Here is a 20,422-nt window from a genome sequence, read left to right on the forward strand (position 1 = left end):
TTTCGTCAATAAGAATACCGGGTACCTGAGGTGCCCAGGATTCACTCGCCCTCAAGAGAGGCAAAGATGAATAATTTTACCGCTGAAGATACCCTAATCATTGTGGGCATTGTTATTGCTTACATCCTTTTCACCACCTGGCTGACCTTCCGGATCCGCAGTAAAAATTCCGGCGATTTTATGGAAGGCTCCCGCGCGATGCCGGCGTTTATTGTCGGGATCCTGCTGATGTCCGAGTATATCGGCGCTAAATCCACCATCGGCACCGCACAGGCGGCGTTTGAAGACGGCTTTGCCGCGTCATGGTCGGTCATCGGGGCCGCGATTGGCTTCCCGCTCTTTGGCCTGTTGCTGGTAAAACGCATCTACAACACCGGGAAAATCACTATCTCTGGTGCGATTGCTGAAAAATACGGTAACAGCACCAAAAACATTATCTCTATCATCATGATTTACGCCCTGCTGCTGGTTAACGTGGGGAATTACGTCAGCGGCGCAGCGGCTATTTCCACCGTACTGAAAGTCAACCTGCCCGTTGCCGCCTTCATTACGGCCATCGTCAGTACCTTCTACTTCGCCTTTGGCGGCATGAAGGGGGTAGCCTGGGTGACCGTACTGCACAGCGCGCTGAAATACTTTGGTATCCTCGCTATCATGGGCTTTGCGCTCTCCAAAACCGGCGGCTTTACGCCAATGATTGAAAACATGCCGGCCTTCTACTGGACCTGGGACGGTAACATCGGTGCGTCGACCATTTTCGCCTGGCTCATCGGCACCATTGGCTCTATCTTCTGTACCCAGTTTGTAATCCAGGCAATCTCCTCCACCAAAGACGTGAAATCGGCCAAACGCTCTACCTGGGTCGCCTTCTTCTTCTGCCTGCCGATTGCGCTGGCCATTGCGGTGATTGGGGTGGCGGCAAAATACCTGCACCCGGAAATTAACAGCCTGTATGCAATGCCGATTTTCCTGCAGGACATGAACCCGTGGCTGGCCGGCCTGGTCACCACTTCTCTGGTGGCGTCTATTTTCGTCAGCGTCAGTACGGTGGCGCTGGCTATCGCCTCTCTGGTGGTAAAAGACTTTTACGTGCCGATGCGCAACCCAACGCCCGATCAGGAGTTTAAGGCCACCCGCTGGATCTCCCTGCTGATTGGTTTCCTGCCGCTGATTTTTGTTCTGCTGGTACCTGAAGTCCTGAAGCTCTCGTTCTTTACCCGCGCCATTCGCCTGTCGATTTCCGTGGTGGCCGTTATTGCGTTTTACGCGCCGTTCTTCCGCAGCACCCGCGGTGCCAATGCGGGCCTGATTGGCGCCTGCGTCGTCACCTCCGTCTGGTATCTGCTGGGCGACCCTTTCGGCATCAACAATATGTACATTGCCTTGCTGACCCCTGCCGTCATCATGGCGATCGATCGCCTCATTCCGGGAAAAGCGCAGGGTAAAGCGCCAACCCCCGCTCAAAATAATGGAGTCTGATATGTCTGTAACCGTAACCCGCGACGGGATTGTTCGACCACAACAGGATGCGCACGTGCAAACCGCCATGCTGCCCTCCTCTTGCCCACAAAACCACGCGGCGAATCTGCTGCCGCTGCCGGATGGCTCGCTGATGTGCGTCTGGTTTGGCGGCACTCAGGAAGGCATTGCCGATATCTCCGTGTGGGGGTCACGCCTGGCACCGGGCAGCCAGCAGTGGAGTGATGCGGTAAAACTGTCGGACGATGCCACACGTTCCGAACAGAACCCGGTTCTGTTCCTGGCCCCGGACAACGTCCTGTGGCTGCTGTGGACCGCGCAGATCTCAGGTAATCAGGATACGGCTATCGTTCGCTATCGCCAGTCCCGGGATCTGGGGAAAACCTGGGGGGAGATCGCTACCCTGCTCGATAAACCGGGCACGTTTATCCGCCAGCCGATTGTCGTGGTGGATAACGGTAACTGGCTGCTCCCGGTGTTTTATTGCCGTACCCAACCAGGTGAGAAATGGGTCGGAAACGACGATATCAGCGCGGTAAAAATATCCGGAGACGGCGGCAAAACGTGGCGCGATGTTGAAGTACCGGAAAGCCTCGGCTGCGTACATATGAATATTACCCGCCTGCTCAACGGCACACTGGTCGCCCTGTTCCGCAGCCGCTGGGCAGACAATATCTATTACAGCCAGTCAACGGATAATGGCGAAAGCTGGTCCGTACCGGAGCCCACGGAGCTCCCTAATAATAACTCCTCTATCCAGGTGACCACGCTTGCGGGCGGTGAACTCGCGCTGGTCTTTAACCCCATGAGCGCCGACGGGGCGCGGGAACGTCGCGCCTCGTTATACGATGAAATTGACGATGGTGATGACCGCAAGGAGCCGGTTGTTACCCACGGTCGGGCGGCCTTCTGGGGCGCACCGCGGGCGCCGATGACCGTCGCCATTTCGCCTGACGGCGGAAAAAGCTGGCCGTGGCAGCGTCATCTGGACGAGGGGGATGGTTACTGCATGACCAACAACTCTCTGGAAAAGCTGAACCGCGAATTCTCCTATCCCAGCATCAAACAGGGGCCCGATGGCGCCCTTCATATCGCGTACACCTACTTCCGCCAGGCCATCAAATATGTGCGGGTGACCCCGGAATGGGTTAAGGAGTCCATATGATTATCGGTCATCTCAACGCCCTGCCGCTGGCAGGGCTTCCGTCGACGTTGTACGCCCTGCTATCCCGTCCGGACTGCACGCTGCAGGCGCTCAGCGAACGCGATGACGGGTGCTGGCAGCCGGAAAATGCAACCTGGTTTTGCCAGATTGGTCCGGCGCAGACGCAGCCACGTGCAGATCGGCATACGGAGTACCATCGCCAGTGGGCCGATATTCAGGTTGTACTGGCAGGAGAAGAACATATTTATGCTGGCGCACGCCCCACTGGCAAGCCGGAGGACGAAGAGCGTAAACCGGATCTCTTTATTACTTCACCTGCTGAACACAGCGTGAGGATCCGTCTTGCCGCAGGAGACTTTGCGGTCTTTTGTCCGGGAGAACCCCACCAGGCGCTGTGCGCCGCAGAGGCGCCGCTGACCGTTCGCAAAGCGGTATTTAAAATTCCCCGAGCGATGCTGGAGGTCTGACATGCGTCACGCCGTCGTCACCGGGGCCAGCTCCGGAATTGGTGAAGCCATCGTCAAGCGTTTACTGGCGGAAGGCTGGCAGGTCACCGGGCTCAGCCGCCGGGCAGTGATGCTGAATGCCCCTGGCTTCACGGGCCTGCGCGTGGATATCAGCGATCCTGCTGCGCTGTGCAGCGCCCTGCAAACCATCGCGACGCCCCAGGCAGTGATCCATGCTGCAGGGATGATGGCCGCTGCGCCCCTGGGCCAGCTCGAAAGCGATGTGAGCACCTCACTGTGGCAACTCCACGTCCGGGCCTGTGAGGCGTTGTTTAACCATTTTGCGCCCACAATGGCCGCAGGTGGACGGTTTGTGGCGATTGGCAGCAGAACCTCTCGCGGTGCAGCAGGACGATCGCAGTACGTTTCCACCAAAGCAGCAATGGTAGGGATGGTCAGAAGCTGGGCGGCGGAGCTGGCCCCGCGCGGGATCACCGCTAACGTGGTCGCGCCAGGGGCTACCCAAACGCCGATGCTCAGCGCACCGGGGAGAGAAACCTCGCCGCCGAAGTGTCCGCCAATCGGACGTCTGATCGCCCCAGAGGAGGTGGCGGGACTGGTGAATTTCTTACTTAGCAATGAAGCCGCCGCTATCACCGGTCAGGAGATGGTGATATGCGGCGGCGCCTCACTCGGCTAGCGCAGGAAAACACGCCCTTTCAGATACAGGGTGGCCTGACCGCCGATCAGCACGCGGTCGCCCTTCAGCTCGCAGCGCAGATCCCCGCCACGGTATGACACCTGGCGGGCATTGAGTGACGTTTTGCCCAGCTTTTCGCTCCAGTAAGGGATCAACATGCTGTGGGCGGATCCGGTGACCGGATCTTCCGGCACCCCTTCGCCCGGACAGAAGAAGCGGCTGACGAAGTCATACTCTTCTCCCGGGGCCGTCACGCAGACCATTTTATCCAGCGGAAGCATGGCCCCAATATCCGGCGTTAACGCTTCAACCTGCTGCTGGCTCTCCAGCACCACCATGTAATCGCGTCCGACGCGCACATCTTTTGCCGCCGTGATGCCGAGCGCGCTAAACAGCACCTCGGGAGGATTTTCCACAACCTCCGTCGACCACGCGGGGAAGTTCAGCGTCAGCCAGTCGCCGCTGCGTTTGACGGTCAGCTCGCCGACAAAGCGCGTGGTGAAGGTGATTTCGGTATGCGGGTAATCAAGGTATTCGAAAATGACGTGCGATGCGGCAAGCGTAGCGTGACCGCAGAGGTTAATTTCATCCAGCGTGGTAAACCAGCGCAGCTCAAACCCACCGTCGGTGCGCACGAAAAAGGCGGTCTCAGACTGGTTATGCTGCTGCGCCATTTTGAGCAGCGTCTCGTCCGGCAGCCACTCTTCCAGAGGACAGACCGCTGCCGCGTTGCCGCCAAAGGTTTTGTCGCTGAAGGCATCCACCAGATAAAAATCAATTTCCTGCATTGTCTCTTCCTCTCTTGTTATGGGTTTTTAGCGCAGAAAAACTGTGCCTTTCAGATAAAGCGTGGCCTGCCCGCTCATCAGCACGCGCGAACCTTTCAGCTCGCAGCGTACATCGCCGCCGCGCGCTGAAACCTGACGGGCAAACATCGTGGTTTTGCCCAGCTTTTCGCTCCAGTAAGGGATCAGCATGGTGTGCGCGGAGCCGGTAACCGGGTCTTCCGGGACGGAAACGCCCGGTGAGAAAAAGCGGCTGACAAAATCATATTCCCCCTCACCGCGCGCCGTAACGCTCACCTTATGCTCGCCTGGCGTCATCGCCGAGAAGCGTGGCGCAAGCGCTTCAACCTGCTGGCGATTCTCCAGAACGATCAGCCAGGCGCGCCCTTTACGGGCTTCAACGTAGCGGCTGATACCCAGCGCCGAGAGCATCTCCGGCGGGGGTGTCTCTTCATGGGTTGGACATGCCGGGAAATCCAGCGTCATCCACTCCCCCTCCCGGCTGACCGTCAGGCGGCCAGAGGCGGTATCAAAGTGGATCCGCGAATCCGGGTAATCCAGCTCGGTAAACAGCACGTGCGCGGCCGCAAGCGTAGCGTGGCCGCAGAGATTGACTTCGGTAAGCGTGGTAAACCAGCGTAGCTCAATGCCCCCTCTACTGCAGACGAAAAAAGCCGTCTCCGACTGATTATGCTGCTGCGCCATTTTCAGCAAGGTCTCATCGGGTAACCATTCCTTGAGCGGGCACACGGCGGCCGGATTACCGCCAAACGTGGTATCGCTGAACGCATCGACCAGATAAAAATCAATCTCCTGCATTGTCTTACCGCCTGTTTTTATTGTGTTGTTCTTTTATATTCAATGAAAACGGCGTTCCCGGCTACCGCTTTCATAAGGTAAATATTGAGATCTGCATCACATAATGGTTGAGTTTTCGCCGTTCAACGTTTTAAGATCGTCTCCTCTTCTTTTCAGCAACGAATCTCCGACATCCCTATGACAACGAACACAGTTTCCCGCAGGGTTGCGTGGCTACGCGTGGTCACGCTGGCCATTGCCGCGTTTATTTTTAACACCACAGAATTTGTTCCGGTTGGGCTGTTGTCTGACATCGCTGAAAGTTTCCAGATGGAAACGGCGCAGGTGGGCATTATGTTGACCATCTACGCCTGGGTAGTGGCGCTGATGTCCTTGCCGTTTATGCTTTTGACCAGCCAGATGGAGCGGCGCAGGCTGCTGATCGGTCTGTTTGTCTTGTTCATCGCGAGCCACGTGCTGTCGTTTATGGCATGGAATTTTACGGTGCTGGTCATTAGCCGAATCGGCATTGCCTTTGCCCATGCGGTGTTCTGGTCGATCACCGCGTCGCTGGCGATTCGACTCGCGCCAGCGGGTAAACGCGCGCAGGCGCTGAGCCTGATTGCCACCGGTACCGCACTGGCGATGGTGCTGGGTCTGCCGATTGGCCGCATCGTAGGGCAATACTTCGGCTGGCGTACGACGTTCTTCGCCATTGGTATGGGCGCGCTGGTTACGCTGGTATGCCTGATTAAGCTGCTCCCCGCGCTCCCGAGCGAACATTCCGGCTCGCTGAAAAGCCTGCCGCTGCTGATGCGTCGCCCGGCGCTGCTGGGTATCTACCTGCTTACCGTTATTGTGGTGACGGCCCATTACACGGCGTACAGCTACATTGAACCCTTTGTTCAGGTGGTGGCGGGCTTTAGCGCCAGCTTTGCCACCGTCTTACTGCTGATCCTCGGCGGCGCGGGCATTATCGGCAGTGTGCTGTTTGGCAAGCTGGGTAACCGGCACGCCTCCTTGCTGGTGAGCAGCGCCATCGGCCTGCTGCTGGGCTGTCTGCTGCTGCTGATGCCTGCCGCAGGCAGTGAAAGCCATCTGGCGATCCTCAGCCTGTTCTGGGGCGTGGCGATCATTATTATTGGCCTGGGTATGCAGGTGAAAGTGCTGGCCCTGGCGCCGGATGCGACGGACGTCGCCATGTCGCTGTTCTCGGGGATTTTCAATCTGGGCATTGGCGCGGGGGCGCTGGTGGGAAATCAGGTCATCCTGCACGTGTCGATGTCGGCCATTGGCTACCTGGGGGCTATTCCGGCCCTGGTGGCGCTGATCTGGTCGGTGCTCATCTTCCGTAAATGGCCGGTGGCGCTGGAGGAGCAGGGTCAGCACGGGTGAGCCTTCTTGCCGGGTGGCGGCTTCGCCTTACCCGGCAATCACATCAATGATAGGTCTTAATAATTTCCAGCACGCCGTTAATAATAAACTGCACGCCCATACAGACCAGTAAGAAGCCCATCAGCCGGGAAATCGCCTCGATACCGCCCTTGCCTACCCAGCGCATAATGGCGCCAGAACTGCGCAGCGACGCCCACACGATAACCCCGATAATCGCAAAAATCAGCGGTGGCGCAACCGTCAGCACCCAGTCCGGGAAGGTTGCGCTGTCACGCACCGTTGATGCGGAGCTGATGATCATCGCGATGGTGCCCGGCCCCGCCGTGCTCGGCATGGCAATCGGCACAAAGGCGATATTCGCACTCGGTTCGGTTTCCAGCTCTTCCGATTTGCTGGCCGCTTCCGGCGACTCATGCGCTTTTTGCGCCGGGAACAGCATGCGGAAACCGATAAAGGCCACAATCAGCCCCCCGGCGATACGCAGGCCGGGGATGGAAATCCCGAAGGTGTTCATCACCACCTGTCCGGCATAGTAAGCCACCATCATGATGGCAAACACATACACCGAGGCCATCATCGACTGATGGTTGCGCTCGGCGCTGTTCATATTCCCTGCCAGCCCGAGGAACAGCGCCACCGTCGTTAACGGGTTAGCCAACGGCAGCAAGACCACCAGCCCAAGGCTGATTGCTTTTATTAAATCCAACATAGTGCGTTGTCGTCCTTATCCATATTTAACACAGCAATTATAGGGTGAAAGTGTGACATTGAGCCATGGGCGCAACGCAACGATTATTTCCGTCCTGGAAAGATAACTCACAGTTATCTATATGATTTGAAAGACCTCAAAAAAAGTTCATGAAACGTTTTAGCAATTCGTGGCATCGGCTGACTCATTCAGTTGACTTATACTTGCCTGAGCAATAATATCTGCCGTGACTAACTACTTGCCAGGGCAACCATTGTGAAAAGCACCAGTGATATCTTTAACGACGTTGTTCCGCTGGGTCGTCTTATTCATATGGTAAATCAGAAAAAAGATCGCCTGCTCAATGACTATCTGTCACCGCTGGATATCACCGCAACACAGTTCAAAGTGCTGTGTTCCATTCGCTGCGAAGTGTGTATTACACCGGTTGAGCTGAAAAAGGTGCTCTCTGTCGATCTGGGCGCGTTAACCCGCATGCTCGATCGTCTCGTCTGCAAAGGATGGATAGAACGAAGCCCTAACCCGAATGACAAACGCGGCGTACTGGTGAAGCTAACCAGCGATGGCGCGGCCATGTGCGAGCAATGTCATCAATTAGTAGGACAAACACTGCATCAGGAACTAACAAAAAACTTAACGGCAGATGAAGTGGCAACCCTTGAGCTTTTGCTCAAAAAAATACTGCCGTAAACAGAAAAAGAGGTATGACGATGTCCAGACGCAATACTGACGCTATCACCATTCATAGCATTTTGGACTGGATCGAAGATAACCTGGAATCGCCGCTCTCCCTTGAAAAAGTGTCAGAGCGTTCAGGTTACTCCAAATGGCACCTGCAACGGATGTTCAAAAAAGAGACCGGTCATTCATTAGGTCAATACATTCGCAGCCGCAAGCTGACGGAAATTGCCCAGAAACTGAAAGAAAGCAATGAGCCGATCCTTTATCTGGCGGAACGTTACGGATTTGAATCGCAGCAAACCCTGACGCGTACGTTCAAGAACTATTTTGACGTGCCGCCTCATAAGTACCGAATCACCAGCGTGCCGGGCGAATCCCGCTACCTGTATCCGTTAAAACACTGTAGTTAATCATCGCCTGTAAAGACGTAACCGAGGAAATCATGAAAGTTACCGCCTCCGCCGCCCTCGCCTTGCTGGTGCTGTTCTCCAGCCAGACCTTCGCGGAGCAAACCCCTCGTGCAACGCAGCAAAATAATCCTGATACGATAATTTTGCCGTCCGCACATGACCAGTCGCCTTATGATTTCAATCATATGGGTGCTGGTAGCGACAAATCCGACGAATTAGGCGTGCCTTATTATAATCAGCACGGCCTCTGATTCGTTTTTGCCCCGCAGACGCGGGGCTTTTTTTATGCCTTTCTTACCCGCGTCGCCCGACGAACCCGCAGACCAAACACGTTAATGTACAGCCCGGCCATGATCAGCACGGCGCCAAACAGCTGCAGCGCGCTTAGCGTTTCACCCAGCAAAATCGCTGCGCTGGCCAGTCCCACCACCGGCACCAGCAGGGATAACGGTGCAACACGCCAGGTTTCATAGCGCCCCAGCAGCGATCCCCAGATCCCGTAGCCCACAATGGTGGCGACAAAGGCCAGATAGACAAGAGAAAGGATTGTGGTCAGATCGATTTCGACCAGACTGTTCAGCATCACATCCGGACCATCCAGAATAAACGACGCCGCCAGAAACGGGATTATCGGGATCAGCGCGCTCCAGACCACCAGAGACATCACCGCCGGACGCGCCTCGTGCTGCATAATCAGCTTGTTGAAGATATTCCCGCAGGCCCAGCTCAGCCCCGCCGCCAGCGTCAGCATAAAGCCGAGCAGTGCCACATGCTGACCATTCAGGCTGGCTTCAATGAGCACCAGAACGCCAAACACCGCCAGCGTAATGCCCGCCAGCTGTTTGCCCTGCAGACGTTCACTAAATACGAAGGCGCCGAGAATAATGGTAAAGAACGCCTGCGCCTGCAACACCAGCGAGGCCAGACCGGCCGGCATACCGAACTTGATGGCGCAGAAGAGAAACGCGAACTGGCCGAAGCTGATGGTCAGACCGTAGCCCAGCAGCAGTTTAAAGGGGATCTTTGGACGCGCCACAAAGAAGATGGCCGGGAATGCGACCAGCAGAAAACGCAAACCGGCCAGCATCAGCGGCGGCATGTTGTGTAACCCCAGCTTGATGACCACAAAATTCAGCCCCCATACTACGACCACCAGCAACGCCAGCAGTCCGTCTTTACGCGTCATACCCTGCCCCTGAATTATTAATTATTTGTTAACAGTTCAAGGTAACAGAAAAAAGCGGGCGGCGAGAAGATCATTAATTCTGGCAGGCAGCTGAAGCACTTAGGGATAAATCAGGTGCTATACAAGCCCCTTATGTCGTGATACTCCTTTTAGGACACAACATAAAAAGCATAAGCAACTGTCGGGCAGGAATATGAAACCATCTCTCAGGCGCTCAACCGCAGCGCTGCTGGCATCGTCATTGTTATTAACCATTGGTCGGGGGGCAACGCTGCCGTTTATGACCATTTATCTCACGCGCGTCTACAGCATGAGCGTTGAGAATATTGGTTATGCCCTGACGATTGCGCTGACCATCGGCGTAGTGTTCAGCCTGGGATTTGGCATTCTTGCCGATAAGTTTGATAAAAAGCGCTACATGCTGATCGCGATCGTGGCCTTCATCGCCGGATTTGTCGCGATCCCGCTGGTCGATAACGTCACGCTGGTGGTACTGTTCTTTGCGCTGATCAACTGCGCCTATTCCGTCTTTTCGACGGTGCTGAAGGCCTGGTTCTCCGACGTGCTCACCACGAGCCAGAAAGCGCGCGTCTTCTCGCTTAACTACAGCTTCCTGAACATTGGCTGGACGATCGGGCCGCCGATTGGCACCCTGCTGGTGATGTACAGCCTGCAGCTGCCGTTCTGGCTGGCGGCCTTCTGCGCCGCGCTGCCGCTCGGATTCATCCATTTCTTCGTGCAGAAAAGCGTTGCGCTGGATACCGCAGAGGAGAAGATGCCCTGGCAGCCGTCGGTGCTGCTTAAAGACCGCGCGCTGTTCTGGTATACGCTCTCTGGCCTGCTCGCGTCATACGTGGGCGGATCGTTCGCCAGCTGCATTTCGCAGTATGTTCTGGCCGCCCATGCCGATAGCGATTTTGCGCAGAAGGTCGTTGCCGTGGTACTGCCCGTCAACGCCGCCGTGGTGGTGACGCTGCAGTACGCGCTGGGCCGCAAGATCTCTGCCAGCAATATTCGCCCGCTGATGACCTTCGCCACCCTGTTTTTTATCGTGGGGCTGGGGGGATTTATGGTCTCTGGAGAAAACCTGGTTTACTGGGGCATCGCTGCCGCCATATTTACCCTGGGTGAGATTATCTATGCACCGGGCGAATATATGCTGATCGACAACATTGCCCCGCCGGGGATGAAGGCGAGCTATTTCTCCGCTCAGGCGCTGGGCTGGCTCGGCGCGGCGGCAAACCCGATGATCACCGGTATTATTCTGACCAACCTGCCGCACTGGTCGTTATTTGTCATCATGATGGTAGCCATCGTCATTGCGTGGCTGATGATTTTGCGTGGGATGAGCGTGAAGGCGTGGTGTGAAACGCCCAACGTGGCGTAGCGCTTCCAGGCCGGGTGAGGCGTAGCCGCCACCCGGCAATAACGCATCAGTGGTGCAGCATTTCTTCTACCACCTGCTCTTTGTACATCTCATTCGGATAATAGGTCGGCCAGTTATCCATCTCTTTCAGCAGCGCCTCGTGGGAGGTGTTGCCCATGAAAATGTGGAAATGCGAAGAGGACTTCGGGGCGATGGTGTGGTCGCTGAACTGAACAAACTTCGGTGCCTTGCTGCCGGCGTCCTTACACTCAAACAGATAGCGAACGCCTTTTTTTCCCGATGCGTAGGTCAGTATTTTGTAGCCGCTGTAATCATACTGACAGCGGCTGACCGCTTTGCCCTTATGAAATTCCATCACGTTGTTTTCGATGCCGATAGCATCCACGTCCGTCGCATAGCCCGTGCGGTAGTACGCTTTTACGTCGTCAAAGGTTTTGCTTTTGTCTTTCTGCGCTTTCTGTTTAAACACCGGATCCAGCGAACCGTCCAGCAGGAATGGATAGACCGACTGCCAGGTCCCGTCCCAGTCTGACAGCGCTCTGTCCTTGACGTCCTTATCCTCAAACACGCCGTTTGCCGCCCGCTGTTCCGCTTCGGTCATCTGATGGCCGTGCGAGTGAGCAAACAGCTGGCCGCTGACCAGCAGCGCCCCCAGAGTCATGGCAAATTTTCCAATATGTGCAGCCAAAGTAACGCCCTCATTCCGTTTTATAAGAATGAGAATGCTATAATATAACATTTCAAATCGCAACCAGGCCGCGCACGCCCTCCTGCTCCATGTTTTCGCCTCGCCCGCGCTGGATAATGGTGCCGCGGGACATCAGCAGGTAGCTGTCGGCCAGCTCGGCGGCAAAGTCGTAAAACTGTTCGACAAGCAGGATCGCCATGTCGCCTCGGCTTGCAAGGGTGCGGATCACCTGTCCAATCTCTTTAATCACCGACGGCTGTATGCCTTCGGTCGGTTCGTCCAGAATCAGCAGCTGCGGACGGCTCGCCAGGGCGCGGCCAATCGCCAGCTGCTGCTGCTGTCCACCGGAGAGATCGCCCCCGCGGCGATGCTTCATCTCTTTAAGCACCGGGAACAGCTGCCAGATCTCATCCGGGACCTGCTTCGCCTCGCGGGCGGAAAATCGCGACATCCCCAGCAGAAGGTTCTCCTCCACGGTCAGGCGCGGGAAAATCTCGCGGCCCTGCGGGACGTAAGCCACGCCAGACTGCACCCGCTGGTGCGGCCTGCTGTGGGTGATCTTTTTACCCTGCCAGATGACCTCCCCGGTTTTCGCCGGGATCAGCCCCATCAGACACTTCAGCAGCGTGGTTTTCCCGACGCCGTTGCGCCCCAGCAGGCAGGTGACTTCTCCGGTGACGGCCTCAAAACTCACGCCGCGCAGGATATGGCTGCCGCCGTAGTACTGATTCAGTTCGTTAACCTGTAACATCATCGCTCCTTAGCGCCCCAGATAGACCTCAATCACCTGCTCGTTGGCCTGCACCTCACGAAGCGAACCTTCCGCCAGCACGCGTCCCTGATGCAGCACCGTGACGTGGTCGGCGATGGTCTCAACAAAGCCCATATCGTGCTCCACCACCATCAGGGAATGTTTACCCGCCAGCGTTTTGAACAGCTCGGCGGTGTATTCGGTTTCCGCGTCGGTCATCCCGGCGGCCGGTTCATCCAGCAGCAGCAGGTGCGGGTCCTGAACCAGCAGCATACCGATCTCCAGAAACTGTTTTTGTCCGTGCGAAAGTAGCCCGGCGCGGCGGTCGCGCTCGCTGCTAAGGCGCAGCAAAACCAGCATCTCATCGATTCGGTCGCGCTGTTCACCGTTGAGTTTTGCCCGCAGGCTCGCCCAGACGGATTTATCGGTTTTCATGGCGATCTCCAGGTTTTCCCACACCGTCAGCGCTTCAAAAACGGTGGGCTTCTGGAATTTACGCCCGATCCCCTGGCGGGCAATGGCCGCAGGCTCCAGCGCGGTCAGGTCGATCGACTGATCGTAAATCGCCCTGCCGCTCTTTGGCCGCGTTTTGCCGGTGATGACGTCCATCAGCGTGGTTTTACCGGCGCCGTTAGGGCCAATCACGCAGCGCAGCTCGCCCACGCCGATATTCAGCGAGAGATCGGTCAGGGCCTGAAACCCGTCAAAATTGACGTTAATGGCCTCAAGCTGCAGCACCGGGTCGGTCTGTTCACGGTAACGATCGCCCGGCAACTGGCGGGTAAATAACCCTTCGGCTGGCTGCATTATTTCTCTCCCTTTCGAAACAGACCGTAGACGCCGCGCGGTAAAAACAGCGTGACGGCGATGAAAATCAGCCCCAGGAACAGCTGCCAGTATTCCGGCATCGCGACGGTGAAGAAGCTCTTGGCGCCGTTTACCAGCGCCGCGCCAATCACCGGCCCGACCAGCGTGCCGCGCCCGCCCAGCGCCACCCAGATCGCGGCTTCAATCGAGTTGGTCGGCGACATTTCGCCAGGGTTGATAATGCCCACCTGCGGGACGTACAGCGCCCCCGCCAGGCCGCACAGCACGGCAGAAAGCGTCCATACCAGCAGCTTGAACCCGCGCGGATCGTAGCCGCAAAACGTCAGGCGGTTTTCGGCGTCGCGAACGGCGGTCAGGATGCGCCCAAACTTGCTCTTCGCCAGGGCAAATCCGGTGCCCAACGCCAGAATCAGCAACAGCACGGTCGCCAGAAACAGCGCGATACGGGTGGTCGTTTCCGTCACCGAAAACCCGAGCAGCGTGGTGAAGCCGGTAAAGCCGTTATTGCCGCCAAAACCGGTTTCGTTGCGAAAGAACAGCAGCATGCCGGCATAGGTCAGCGCCTGGGTCATAATCGAGAAATAGACCCCTTTGATCTTTGAGCGGAAGGCGAACCAGCCGAACACCAGCGCCAGCAGGCCCGGTACCATCACAATCAGCACCAGCGCCCAGGCAAAATGCTGGGTTCCCCACCAGAACCACGGCAGTTCGCTCCAGGAGAGAAACGACATAAACGCGGGAAGACCTTCACCCGCGGCCTGGCGCATCAGGTACATGCCCATCGCGTAGCCGCCCAGGGCGAAGAAGATACCGTGCCCAAGAGAGAGCATCCCGGCGTAGCCCCACACCAGATCCAGCGCCACCGCAACGATGGCATAGCAGAGGATCTTGCCAATCAGCGTCAGCATCCAGGTCGACAGCGCCAGCGGATGCGTCGCAGGCAGTAAGGCGAAAAACGGTAATATCATCAGACACACCACCAGCAGGCTGCCTGCAAGTTGCGTTGTGCGCGGCGCTTTGCGCGCCAGCGTTAAGGTCAGCGGCTGGCTCATCAGTCAATCACCCTCCCTTTCAGCGCAAACAGCCCCTGAGGGCGTTTCTGAATAAACAGCACGATCGCCACCAGAATCACGATCTTGCCCAGGACCGCCCCCATCTGCGGTTCAAGAATTTTATTGAAAATACCCAGACCAAACGCCGCGGCCACGCTGCCTGCCAGCTGCCCTACGCCACCGAGAACGACCACGAGGAAGGAATCAATAATGTAGCCCTGGCCCAGCTCCGGCCCGACGTTACCGAGCTGCGATAGCGCCACGCCGCCTAACCCGGCAATCCCTGATCCAAGCCCAAACGCCAGCATATCGACGCGACCTGTCGGTACCCCGCAGCAGGCGGCCATGCTGCGGTTCTGCGTCACCGCGCGCACGTTCAGCCCCAGACGGGTTTTATTCAGAATGAGCCAGGTAAAGAACAGCACCAGCAGCACGAAGCCCAGCACCACGATGCGGTTCCACGGCAGCGTCAGGTTGGCAAAAACCTGCACCCCGCCGGACAGCCATGCCGGGTTGGCCACCTCCAGGTTCTGGGCGCCAAACGTCATGCGCACCAGCTGGATGAGCATCAGGCTGATCCCCCACGTTGCCAGCAGCGTTTCCAGCGGGCGACCGTACAAATGGCGGATCACGGTGCGCTCCAGCACCATTCCGATGCCCGCCGTCAGGCAGAACGCGACCGGAAGCGCGATAACGGGATAGAGCGCCAGCCACTGCGGCGCAAGCCCGGCCATCGCCTGCTGCACCATCCAGGTGGCATACGCCCCCAGCATCAGCATCTCGCCGTGCGCCATATTGATGACGCCCAGCAGGCCGTAGGTGATAGCAAGCCCCAGCGCCGCCAGCAGCAGCACCGACCCCAGGGAGAGCCCCATAAACGCCTGGCCCAGCAGCTCGCCCCACATCAGTCGATGCTGGATCTGGCTAATACTCTCCTGTGCGGCGGCGCGCACCCCGGCATCCGGCTCTGTCTGTGCCTGGGTAAACGGGGTAAGTCTGGACTCAACGTCCGGATCGTCGGACTGCCCTAATAATTCGACGGCCTTGCGGCGCACCTCTGCCTGCGGGCTGGAGAGCTGGAGATTCGCCACCGCCAGTAATAGCGCCTGACGTGCCACCGCGTCCGTTTCATCGTTTACCCGCTTTTCCAGAAAAGCGAGCATTCCGGGCTGGGCATCCCGCTGAAGCTGACGAGCTGCCGCCCGCCTTTCGGTGACACTGTCACTCACAAGCTGATGCGTAGCGATGGCCGTGGCGGCCAGCACGCGCAGCCGGTTGGTCAAACGAACGGCTTTGGCTGCCCCTTCGATCGACTTAGCGTCACCGAGCGACACCATTTGACCGCTGCGCTGCGCAAAGGCGTGCTTTTGGCTGTCGGTAAAGAGATTTTCTTTTTGCAGTGCCTGCAGCAGCGGCAGCCTCGCGGCGTCCGGTGCTTCGGCCCACTGCGTCAGCAACTCCGCCTGCTGGCTGCGGCTGGCGGCAACAAAACGATCGGCATCCGATGCCTGCGCCATCCCTGGCAGCAGTCCGGAAAGCCATACAAGAGCGATGAACATGCGCATGGCGTTCATGACGTTTCTCCCTGGTGATGGCTTAGTTGCTGGCGGTTTTCATCGGCTGGTCGGGCTTTTTATCGTTTCCGGCGATGAACGGGCTCCACGGCTGGGCGCGCACCGGCTGTTCCGTCTGCCACACCACGTTGAACTGACCGTTGCCTTCGATTTCGCCGATCATGACCGGCTTATGCAGATGGTGGTTGGTGGCATCCATGGTGAGCGTGAAGCCTGACGGCGCCTTAAAGGACTGGCCGGCCATCGCCGCACGCACTTTATCCACGTCGGTAGTACCCGCTTTTTCCACCGCCTGCGCCCACATATGAATCCCCACGTAAGTCGCTTCCATCGGGTCGTTGGTCACCACGGTATCGGCATTCGGTAGCTTGTGCGCTTTGGCATAGGCTTTGTAATCCGCCACGAAGGCCTGGTTGGTCGGGTTATCCACGGATTCAAAGTAGTTCCACGCCGCGAGGTTGCCAACCAGCGGTTTGGTGTCGATCCCGCGCAGCTCTTCTTCTCCCACGGAGAACGCCACCACCGGCACGTCGGTCGCCTTCAGACCCTGGTTAGCCAGCTCTTTGTAGAACGGAACGTTGGAATCGCCGTTGATGGTCGACACCACGGCGGTTTTACCCCCCGCAGAGAATTTCTTGATGTTGGCGACGATGGTCTGGTAGTCGCTGTGACCAAATGGGGTGTAAACCTCCTCGATGTCCTTATCCTCCACCCCTTTCGAATGCAGGAACGCGCGCAGGATCTTGTTGGTGGTGCGCGGGTAAACATAGTCCGTGCCCAGCAGGAAGAAGCGCTTCGCCGCGCCGCCGTCTTCACTCATCAGGTATTCCACCGCCGGGATGGCCTGCTGGTTCGGCGCCGCGCCGGTATAGAAGACGTTTGGCGACATCTCTTCGCCTTCATACTGCACCGGATAGAACAGCAGACCGTTCAGCTCCTCGAAGACCGGCAGCACGGATTTGCGCGATACCGACGTCCAGCAGCCGAATACCACCGCCACTTTATCCTGACTTAACAGCTGGCGCGCCTTCTCGGCAAACAGCGGCCAGTTTGAGGCGGGATCCACCACCACAGGCTCCAGTTTTTTACCCAGCACGCCGCCTTTCGCGTTGATCTCGTCGATGGTCATCAGCGCGACGTCTTTCAGCGGCGTTTCGGAGATGGCCATGGTGCCGGAAAGAGAATGCATGATCCCCACTTTGATGGTCTCGGCCGCCTGCACGCCAAAACTCATTCCCATCGCCACGACGGACGCGGATAACGCAAAGGCTTTTAATAAGGTACGACGCTGCATATTTTCACTCCTGAAAAAGAACGCTGTGCGAAAACGTCCGTTACGGCGTGGACGCGGAAAAAAATGTGTCAGCGAAGCAGGAGCAAAAAGGATGCCAGAATGAAGGAAGCGCTATTTCAGGAGGGGGAACGCAGGATGTAAAGAGAACGACTCAGAATGGCACAGCGCTGCACTTTTATAATGCAGCGCTGTGGAAGAGGCTTTACCAGACTTCGCTGGCGATCTGCGTGACCAGACGGACTTTGTCCCACTGCTGGGATTCACTCAGGCTGTTGCCCTCTTCGGTAGAGGCAAAGCCGCACTGCGGGCTGAGGCATATTTGCTCTTTTGCCACGTATTTCGCCGCCTCTTCCAGACGGGCTTTAATCCCCTCCGGGTTCTCCAGCTCACCGTTTTTCGTGGTGATAAGGCCGAGCACCACCTGCTGCTTGCCCGGGCGAATGAAGCGCAATGGCGCGAAATCCCCGCTGCGGTCGTTATCGTATTCAAGGAAGAACGCGTCAACGTTGACCGTCCCGAACAGCACTTCCGCCACGGGCTCATAGCCGCCTTCGGAAATCCAGGTTGAACGGAAGTTACCGCGGCATACGTGCAGGCCGATGGTCAGATCTTCCGGCTTGCCTTCCAGCGCCTTGTTCAGGACGCGGGCATAGATGCGTGCCAGCTCATTGGCATCATCGCCGCGCTCGCGGATCTGACGGCGCTGGTCGTCCGAACACAGATAGGCCCAGACGGTGTCGTCCAGCTGCAGGTAACGGCAGCCCGCGTCGTAAAATGCGCGGATGGCGTCGCGCCAGGTGGTCGCCAGATCGTCGAAATAGTCATTTAGATCCGGGTACACCGTCGCATCGATGTCTTTGCGCCCGCCGCGGAAATGGAGCACGCTTGGGCTGGGAATGGTCATCTTCGGCTGAGCATTGCCGCTGATGCTTTTCAGGTAGCGGAAATCTTCAAGCATCGGATGGTCGCCAAAGCCCAGCTTGCCGGTCACGCGCACGCCGTGGGCTTTGGTTTGTACCCCGTTGAACTGAATGCCCTGCTGCGAATCGTAACGCTCAACACCCTGCAAACCGTCGAAGAAGTCGAAGTGCCACCAGGCACGACGAAATTCACCGTCGGTGACCACATGCAGGCCGCACGCACACTGCTGCTCAACAACGTGGCGGATGGCATCATCCTCTACCGCGCGAAGCTGTCCGGCGTCAATTTCGCCGCTGGCGAACTTCAGGCGAGCCTGTTTGATGGCATCCGGGCGTAAGAAACTGCCGACTACATCGGCGCGGTACGGGGCATGGTGTCGTTGCATGAAAATCTCCTCAGTCTGCCGGCGATAATTGCCAGCAGTGATAATTCATCATTTTAAGCTTTAGACTTCTGGATGTCTAAATGTCCAAAAACAATGTCATACCTCACTGGCGCCGGCAAACGAGAAAATTTCACGGGTGTTGAAAAAAATTCATCTTCACAGCGCGGCGGCGGACGCCTCGCTGGCAAACGCGTACCGTTCATCCTCCCATCCGGTGATCCCCCCGAGCATGATTTTGACCGGCAGCCCGAGGCGCGCAAGCTTGAGCGCGGCTCTGTCCGCGCCGTTACAGTGCGGCCCTGCGCAGTAAACGACGAACAGCGTGCCTTCAGGCCATTCGGCCATGCGCTCGGCGGTAATCTGGCTCCGCGGCAGGTGCAATGCGCCAGGTACGTGACGGCGGGCAAACTGCTCCGGGCTCCCCACTACGTGCAGCAGCACGAAGTCCTGCTCATTATTGGCGATGGCATGGTGCACATCCGCGCAGTCGGTTTCAACGCTCAGGCGGCGCAGAAAATGGGTAACGGCTTCCTGCGGCTCGGCGGCCGGAAATTCAGTAACATAGCTCATGATCCTTCCTCATCTTTGGCGTTTGTGTTAACACTACTCTATCCACAAATTCAGCCCGTGAATGCGTTCGCTTATGCCAGAAAACAGCAAAAAGATGACAAACTTAAGACAAATTGCCCGCCCGCAGGTGGTGGTGCTGGCATATGACGGTCTGTGTACCTTTGAGTTTGGCGTGGCGGTGGAGATCTTCGGCCTGCCGCGTCCCGAGCTGGGCGACGAGTGGTATCGTTTTGCGGTGGCGAGCGTGGACTACGGTGAACTTCGGGCAACAGGCGGGATCCGCATCGTTACCGATGGTGATTTAAGCCTGCTTGCGTCTGCGGACCTGATTGTGGTTCCCGGCTGGCGGGGGATAGATTCACCGGTTCCGGACGCGCTCTGCGAGGCACTACGCCAGGCCAGCGCGCGAGGATGCCAGCTGCTCTCCATCTGCTCGGGAGTGTTTGTGCTGGCCGCAACGGGGCTATTGAACGGCCGCAAAGCCACGACGCACTGGCGCTACATTGACGCGCTGAAAGTCCGCTACCCTGACATCGACGTGGTTGAGGATGTACTCTACCAGGATGAAGGCGATATTCTGACGTCCGCTGGCAGCGCGGCGGGAATCGATCTCTGTCTGCACGTTGTGCGGCGGGATTATGGCATGGAAACAGCAAACAGCGTGGCGCGTCGGCTGGTCATTCCCCCTCACCGGGATGGTTCACAGCCACAGCAGCTGAGCCGTCCGGTAGCCCAGCTGCGGGAAAGCCAGCGTCTCGGCCAGCTGTTTGATTTTCTGCACACGCATCTTATCGAGGCGCACAGCGTCGACTCCCTCGCGCGTCGGGTCGGAATGAGCCAGCGCACCTTCCTTCGTCGCTTCGAGGCGGCAACGGGGACGACGCCCGCACGCTGGTTAATCAATGAGCGCCTGCTGAGAGCAAAAGATTATCTGGAAAGCAGCCGGTTAAGCATCGACAGCATCGCTGAACAGACCGGGTTTGGGCAGGCGTCGACACTGCGTCATCATTTTCGCCAGCAGTTCGCGCTTTCCCCGGCTCAGTATCGCAAACAATTTTCACGTCCGGGTACTGCACGCTAACGGTTGAGGGTTCCCCACAAAATAATGCCTGCACGGACGACTCCCTCTCCCTTGTGGGAGAGGGCTGGGGTGAGGGGAACATACGGGTCTGGTGGTCATTCCGTTCACTTTATGTTCCTTGCTACTCTTTAACGACA

The 20,422-nt window shown here is 57.6% G+C and carries 22 protein-coding genes; 10 read left to right on the forward strand and 12 right to left on the reverse strand.

Annotation, left to right across the window (positions count from 1 at the left end; all coding sequences use genetic code 11):
- Positions 1-66: 66 nt before the first annotated feature.
- The 4 genes from ADJ24_RS21760 to ADJ24_RS21775 are packed head-to-tail and all read left to right on the forward strand — an operon-like array spanning position 67 to position 3,790.
- A complete protein-coding gene (locus tag ADJ24_RS21760; RefSeq protein WP_023311782.1) occupies positions 67-1,479 on the forward strand; it encodes a sodium:solute symporter family protein in 1,413 nt (470 codons plus the stop codon).
- 1 nt (position 1,480) lies between these two features.
- Positions 1,481-2,644, forward strand: a complete 1,164-nt coding sequence (locus tag ADJ24_RS21765; protein ID WP_023311781.1) for a sialidase family protein — start codon at positions 1,481-1,483, stop codon at positions 2,642-2,644.
- Positions 2,641-3,111: a YhcH/YjgK/YiaL family protein gene (locus ADJ24_RS21770; protein WP_023311780.1), complete on the forward strand. Its 471-nt coding sequence runs from the start codon at positions 2,641-2,643 to the stop codon at positions 3,109-3,111. The genes ADJ24_RS21765 and ADJ24_RS21770 overlap by 4 nt, the downstream gene beginning before the upstream one ends.
- A 1-nt stretch (position 3,112) precedes the next feature.
- Positions 3,113-3,790, forward strand: a complete 678-nt coding sequence (locus ADJ24_RS21775; protein ID WP_023311779.1) for an SDR family NAD(P)-dependent oxidoreductase — start codon at positions 3,113-3,115, stop codon at positions 3,788-3,790.
- Here ADJ24_RS21775 and ADJ24_RS21780 read toward each other — a convergent pair.
- Both ADJ24_RS21780 and ADJ24_RS21785 read right to left on the reverse strand, forming a co-directional pair.
- Positions 3,787-4,578 (reverse strand): PhzF family phenazine biosynthesis protein, encoded by a 792-nt coding sequence (locus tag ADJ24_RS21780; RefSeq protein WP_023311778.1) that lies wholly within the window; start codon positions 4,576-4,578, stop codon positions 3,787-3,789. The genes ADJ24_RS21775 and ADJ24_RS21780 overlap by 4 nt on opposite strands.
- A gap of 27 nt (positions 4,579-4,605) precedes the next feature.
- On the reverse strand, positions 4,606-5,394 hold the full coding sequence (locus tag ADJ24_RS21785; protein ID WP_023311777.1) for a PhzF family phenazine biosynthesis protein: 789 nt from the start codon (positions 5,392-5,394) through the stop codon (positions 4,606-4,608).
- Between the two features lie 177 nt (positions 5,395-5,571).
- Here ADJ24_RS21785 and ADJ24_RS21790 point away from each other — a divergent pair, with 177 nt between their 5' ends.
- Complete coding sequence (locus ADJ24_RS21790; RefSeq protein ID WP_023311776.1) at positions 5,572-6,768, forward strand: sugar transporter; 1,197 nt, start codon at positions 5,572-5,574, stop codon at positions 6,766-6,768.
- Positions 6,769-6,811: 43 nt separating this feature from the next.
- Here ADJ24_RS21790 and ADJ24_RS21795 read toward each other — a convergent pair whose 3' ends face one another.
- Positions 6,812-7,477 (reverse strand): MarC family NAAT transporter, encoded by a 666-nt coding sequence (locus tag ADJ24_RS21795; RefSeq protein ID WP_023311775.1) that lies wholly within the window; start codon positions 7,475-7,477, stop codon positions 6,812-6,814.
- Positions 7,478-7,732: 255 nt separating this feature from the next.
- Here ADJ24_RS21795 and marR point away from each other — a divergent pair, with 255 nt between their 5' ends.
- The 3 genes from marR to marB are packed head-to-tail and all read left to right on the forward strand — an operon-like array spanning position 7,733 to position 8,819.
- A complete protein-coding gene (gene marR, locus ADJ24_RS21800) occupies positions 7,733-8,167 on the forward strand; it encodes a multiple antibiotic resistance transcriptional regulator MarR (RefSeq protein ID WP_008502236.1) in 435 nt (144 codons plus the stop codon).
- A gap of 20 nt (positions 8,168-8,187) precedes the next feature.
- The gene (gene marA, locus ADJ24_RS21805) at positions 8,188-8,568 is read left to right on the forward strand and encodes an MDR efflux pump AcrAB transcriptional activator MarA (RefSeq protein ID WP_008502237.1); all 381 of its coding nucleotides are present in this window, start codon (positions 8,188-8,190) and stop codon (positions 8,566-8,568) included.
- Between the two features lie 32 nt (positions 8,569-8,600).
- On the forward strand, positions 8,601-8,819 hold the full coding sequence (gene marB / locus ADJ24_RS21810; RefSeq protein WP_023311774.1) for a multiple antibiotic resistance protein MarB: 219 nt from the start codon (positions 8,601-8,603) through the stop codon (positions 8,817-8,819).
- Positions 8,820-8,851: 32 nt separating this feature from the next.
- Here marB and eamA read toward each other — a convergent pair whose 3' ends face one another.
- Positions 8,852-9,754 carry an O-acetylserine/cysteine exporter gene (gene eamA / locus ADJ24_RS21815; protein WP_023311773.1) on the reverse strand — a complete coding sequence of 301 codons (903 nt, stop codon included), beginning with the start codon at positions 9,752-9,754 and terminating at the stop codon, positions 8,852-8,854.
- 193 nt (positions 9,755-9,947) lie between these two features.
- On the opposite strand from eamA, the gene ydeE reads away from it, so the two are divergent.
- Positions 9,948-11,141, forward strand: coding sequence for an efflux MFS transporter YdeE (gene ydeE / locus ADJ24_RS21820; protein WP_048703722.1), 1,194 nt, complete (start codon positions 9,948-9,950; stop codon positions 11,139-11,141).
- A 46-nt stretch (positions 11,142-11,187) separates the two neighbouring features.
- Here the strand turns inward: ydeE and zinT are convergent, their stop codons facing one another.
- The 8 genes from zinT to ADJ24_RS21860 all read right to left on the reverse strand — a co-directional run bounded on the left by zinT (position 11,188) and on the right by ADJ24_RS21860 (position 19,204).
- Positions 11,188-11,829, reverse strand: coding sequence for a metal-binding protein ZinT (zinT, locus tag ADJ24_RS21825; protein ID WP_023311771.1), 642 nt, complete (start codon positions 11,827-11,829; stop codon positions 11,188-11,190).
- 52 nt (positions 11,830-11,881) lie between these two features.
- Complete coding sequence (gene urtE / locus ADJ24_RS21830; protein WP_023311770.1) at positions 11,882-12,580, reverse strand: urea ABC transporter ATP-binding subunit UrtE; 699 nt, start codon at positions 12,578-12,580, stop codon at positions 11,882-11,884.
- A 9-nt stretch (positions 12,581-12,589) separates the two neighbouring features.
- The gene (urtD, locus tag ADJ24_RS21835) at positions 12,590-13,387 is read right to left on the reverse strand and encodes an urea ABC transporter ATP-binding protein UrtD (RefSeq protein WP_023311769.1); all 798 of its coding nucleotides are present in this window, start codon (positions 13,385-13,387) and stop codon (positions 12,590-12,592) included.
- Positions 13,387-14,460 (reverse strand): urea ABC transporter permease subunit UrtC, encoded by a 1,074-nt coding sequence (gene urtC / locus ADJ24_RS21840; protein WP_023311768.1) that lies wholly within the window; start codon positions 14,458-14,460, stop codon positions 13,387-13,389. The genes urtD and urtC overlap by 1 nt, the downstream gene beginning before the upstream one ends.
- On the reverse strand, positions 14,460-16,034 hold the full coding sequence (gene urtB / locus ADJ24_RS21845; protein ID WP_023311767.1) for an urea ABC transporter permease subunit UrtB: 1,575 nt from the start codon (positions 16,032-16,034) through the stop codon (positions 14,460-14,462). The genes urtC and urtB overlap by 1 nt, the downstream gene beginning before the upstream one ends.
- Positions 16,035-16,056: 22 nt before the next feature.
- Positions 16,057-17,328, reverse strand: coding sequence for an urea ABC transporter substrate-binding protein (urtA, locus tag ADJ24_RS21850; protein WP_023311766.1), 1,272 nt, complete (start codon positions 17,326-17,328; stop codon positions 16,057-16,059).
- A 202-nt stretch (positions 17,329-17,530) separates the two neighbouring features.
- A complete protein-coding gene (locus ADJ24_RS21855) occupies positions 17,531-18,634 on the reverse strand; it encodes a cobalamin-independent methionine synthase II family protein (protein WP_023311765.1) in 1,104 nt (367 codons plus the stop codon).
- Positions 18,635-18,790: 156 nt separating this feature from the next.
- Positions 18,791-19,204: a rhodanese-like domain-containing protein gene (locus ADJ24_RS21860; RefSeq protein ID WP_023311764.1), complete on the reverse strand. Its 414-nt coding sequence runs from the start codon at positions 19,202-19,204 to the stop codon at positions 18,791-18,793.
- Between the two features lie 73 nt (positions 19,205-19,277).
- Between ADJ24_RS21860 and ftrA the strand changes: the two genes are divergently transcribed.
- Positions 19,278-20,285: a transcriptional regulator FtrA gene (gene ftrA, locus ADJ24_RS21865; RefSeq protein WP_032668434.1), complete on the forward strand. Its 1,008-nt coding sequence runs from the start codon at positions 19,278-19,280 to the stop codon at positions 20,283-20,285.
- The last annotated feature ends 137 nt before the right edge of the window (positions 20,286-20,422 follow it).

The sequence above is a fragment of the Enterobacter sp. 940_PEND genome (genome assembly GCF_001059415.1).
Classification (GTDB): domain Bacteria; phylum Pseudomonadota; class Gammaproteobacteria; order Enterobacterales; family Enterobacteriaceae; genus Enterobacter; species Enterobacter cloacae_M.

Bases quoted from the DNA above. Each gene is read 5' to 3' on its own strand.
- ADJ24_RS21760 (WP_023311782.1), top strand. From the start codon at position 67: ATGAATAATTTTACCGCTGAAGATACCCTAATCATTGTGGGCATTGTT.
- ADJ24_RS21765 (WP_023311781.1), top strand. From the start codon at position 1,481: ATGTCTGTAACCGTAACCCGCGACGGGATTGTTCGACCACAACAGGAT.
- ADJ24_RS21770 (WP_023311780.1), top strand. From the start codon at position 2,641: ATGATTATCGGTCATCTCAACGCCCTGCCGCTGGCAGGGCTTCCGTCG.
- ADJ24_RS21775 (WP_023311779.1), top strand. From the start codon at position 3,113: ATGCGTCACGCCGTCGTCACCGGGGCCAGCTCCGGAATTGGTGAAGCC.
- ADJ24_RS21780 (WP_023311778.1), bottom strand. From the start codon at position 4,578: ATGCAGGAAATTGATTTTTATCTGGTGGATGCCTTCAGCGACAAAACC.
- ADJ24_RS21785 (WP_023311777.1), bottom strand. From the start codon at position 5,394: ATGCAGGAGATTGATTTTTATCTGGTCGATGCGTTCAGCGATACCACG.
- ADJ24_RS21790 (WP_023311776.1), top strand. From the start codon at position 5,572: ATGACAACGAACACAGTTTCCCGCAGGGTTGCGTGGCTACGCGTGGTC.
- ADJ24_RS21795 (WP_023311775.1), bottom strand. From the start codon at position 7,477: ATGTTGGATTTAATAAAAGCAATCAGCCTTGGGCTGGTGGTCTTGCTG.
- marA (WP_008502237.1), top strand. From the start codon at position 8,188: ATGTCCAGACGCAATACTGACGCTATCACCATTCATAGCATTTTGGAC.
- marB (WP_023311774.1), top strand. From the start codon at position 8,601: ATGAAAGTTACCGCCTCCGCCGCCCTCGCCTTGCTGGTGCTGTTCTCC.
- eamA (WP_023311773.1), bottom strand. From the start codon at position 9,754: ATGACGCGTAAAGACGGACTGCTGGCGTTGCTGGTGGTCGTAGTATGG.
- ydeE (WP_048703722.1), top strand. From the start codon at position 9,948: ATGAAACCATCTCTCAGGCGCTCAACCGCAGCGCTGCTGGCATCGTCA.
- urtE (WP_023311770.1), bottom strand. From the start codon at position 12,580: ATGTTACAGGTTAACGAACTGAATCAGTACTACGGCGGCAGCCATATC.
- urtD (WP_023311769.1), bottom strand. From the start codon at position 13,387: ATGCAGCCAGCCGAAGGGTTATTTACCCGCCAGTTGCCGGGCGATCGT.
- urtC (WP_023311768.1), bottom strand. From the start codon at position 14,460: ATGAGCCAGCCGCTGACCTTAACGCTGGCGCGCAAAGCGCCGCGCACA.
- urtB (WP_023311767.1), bottom strand. From the start codon at position 16,034: ATGAACGCCATGCGCATGTTCATCGCTCTTGTATGGCTTTCCGGACTG.
- urtA (WP_023311766.1), bottom strand. From the start codon at position 17,328: ATGCAGCGTCGTACCTTATTAAAAGCCTTTGCGTTATCCGCGTCCGTC.
- ADJ24_RS21855 (WP_023311765.1), bottom strand. From the start codon at position 18,634: ATGCAACGACACCATGCCCCGTACCGCGCCGATGTAGTCGGCAGTTTC.
- ADJ24_RS21860 (WP_023311764.1), bottom strand. From the start codon at position 19,204: ATGAGCTATGTTACTGAATTTCCGGCCGCCGAGCCGCAGGAAGCCGTT.
- ftrA (WP_032668434.1), top strand. From the start codon at position 19,278: ATGCCAGAAAACAGCAAAAAGATGACAAACTTAAGACAAATTGCCCGC.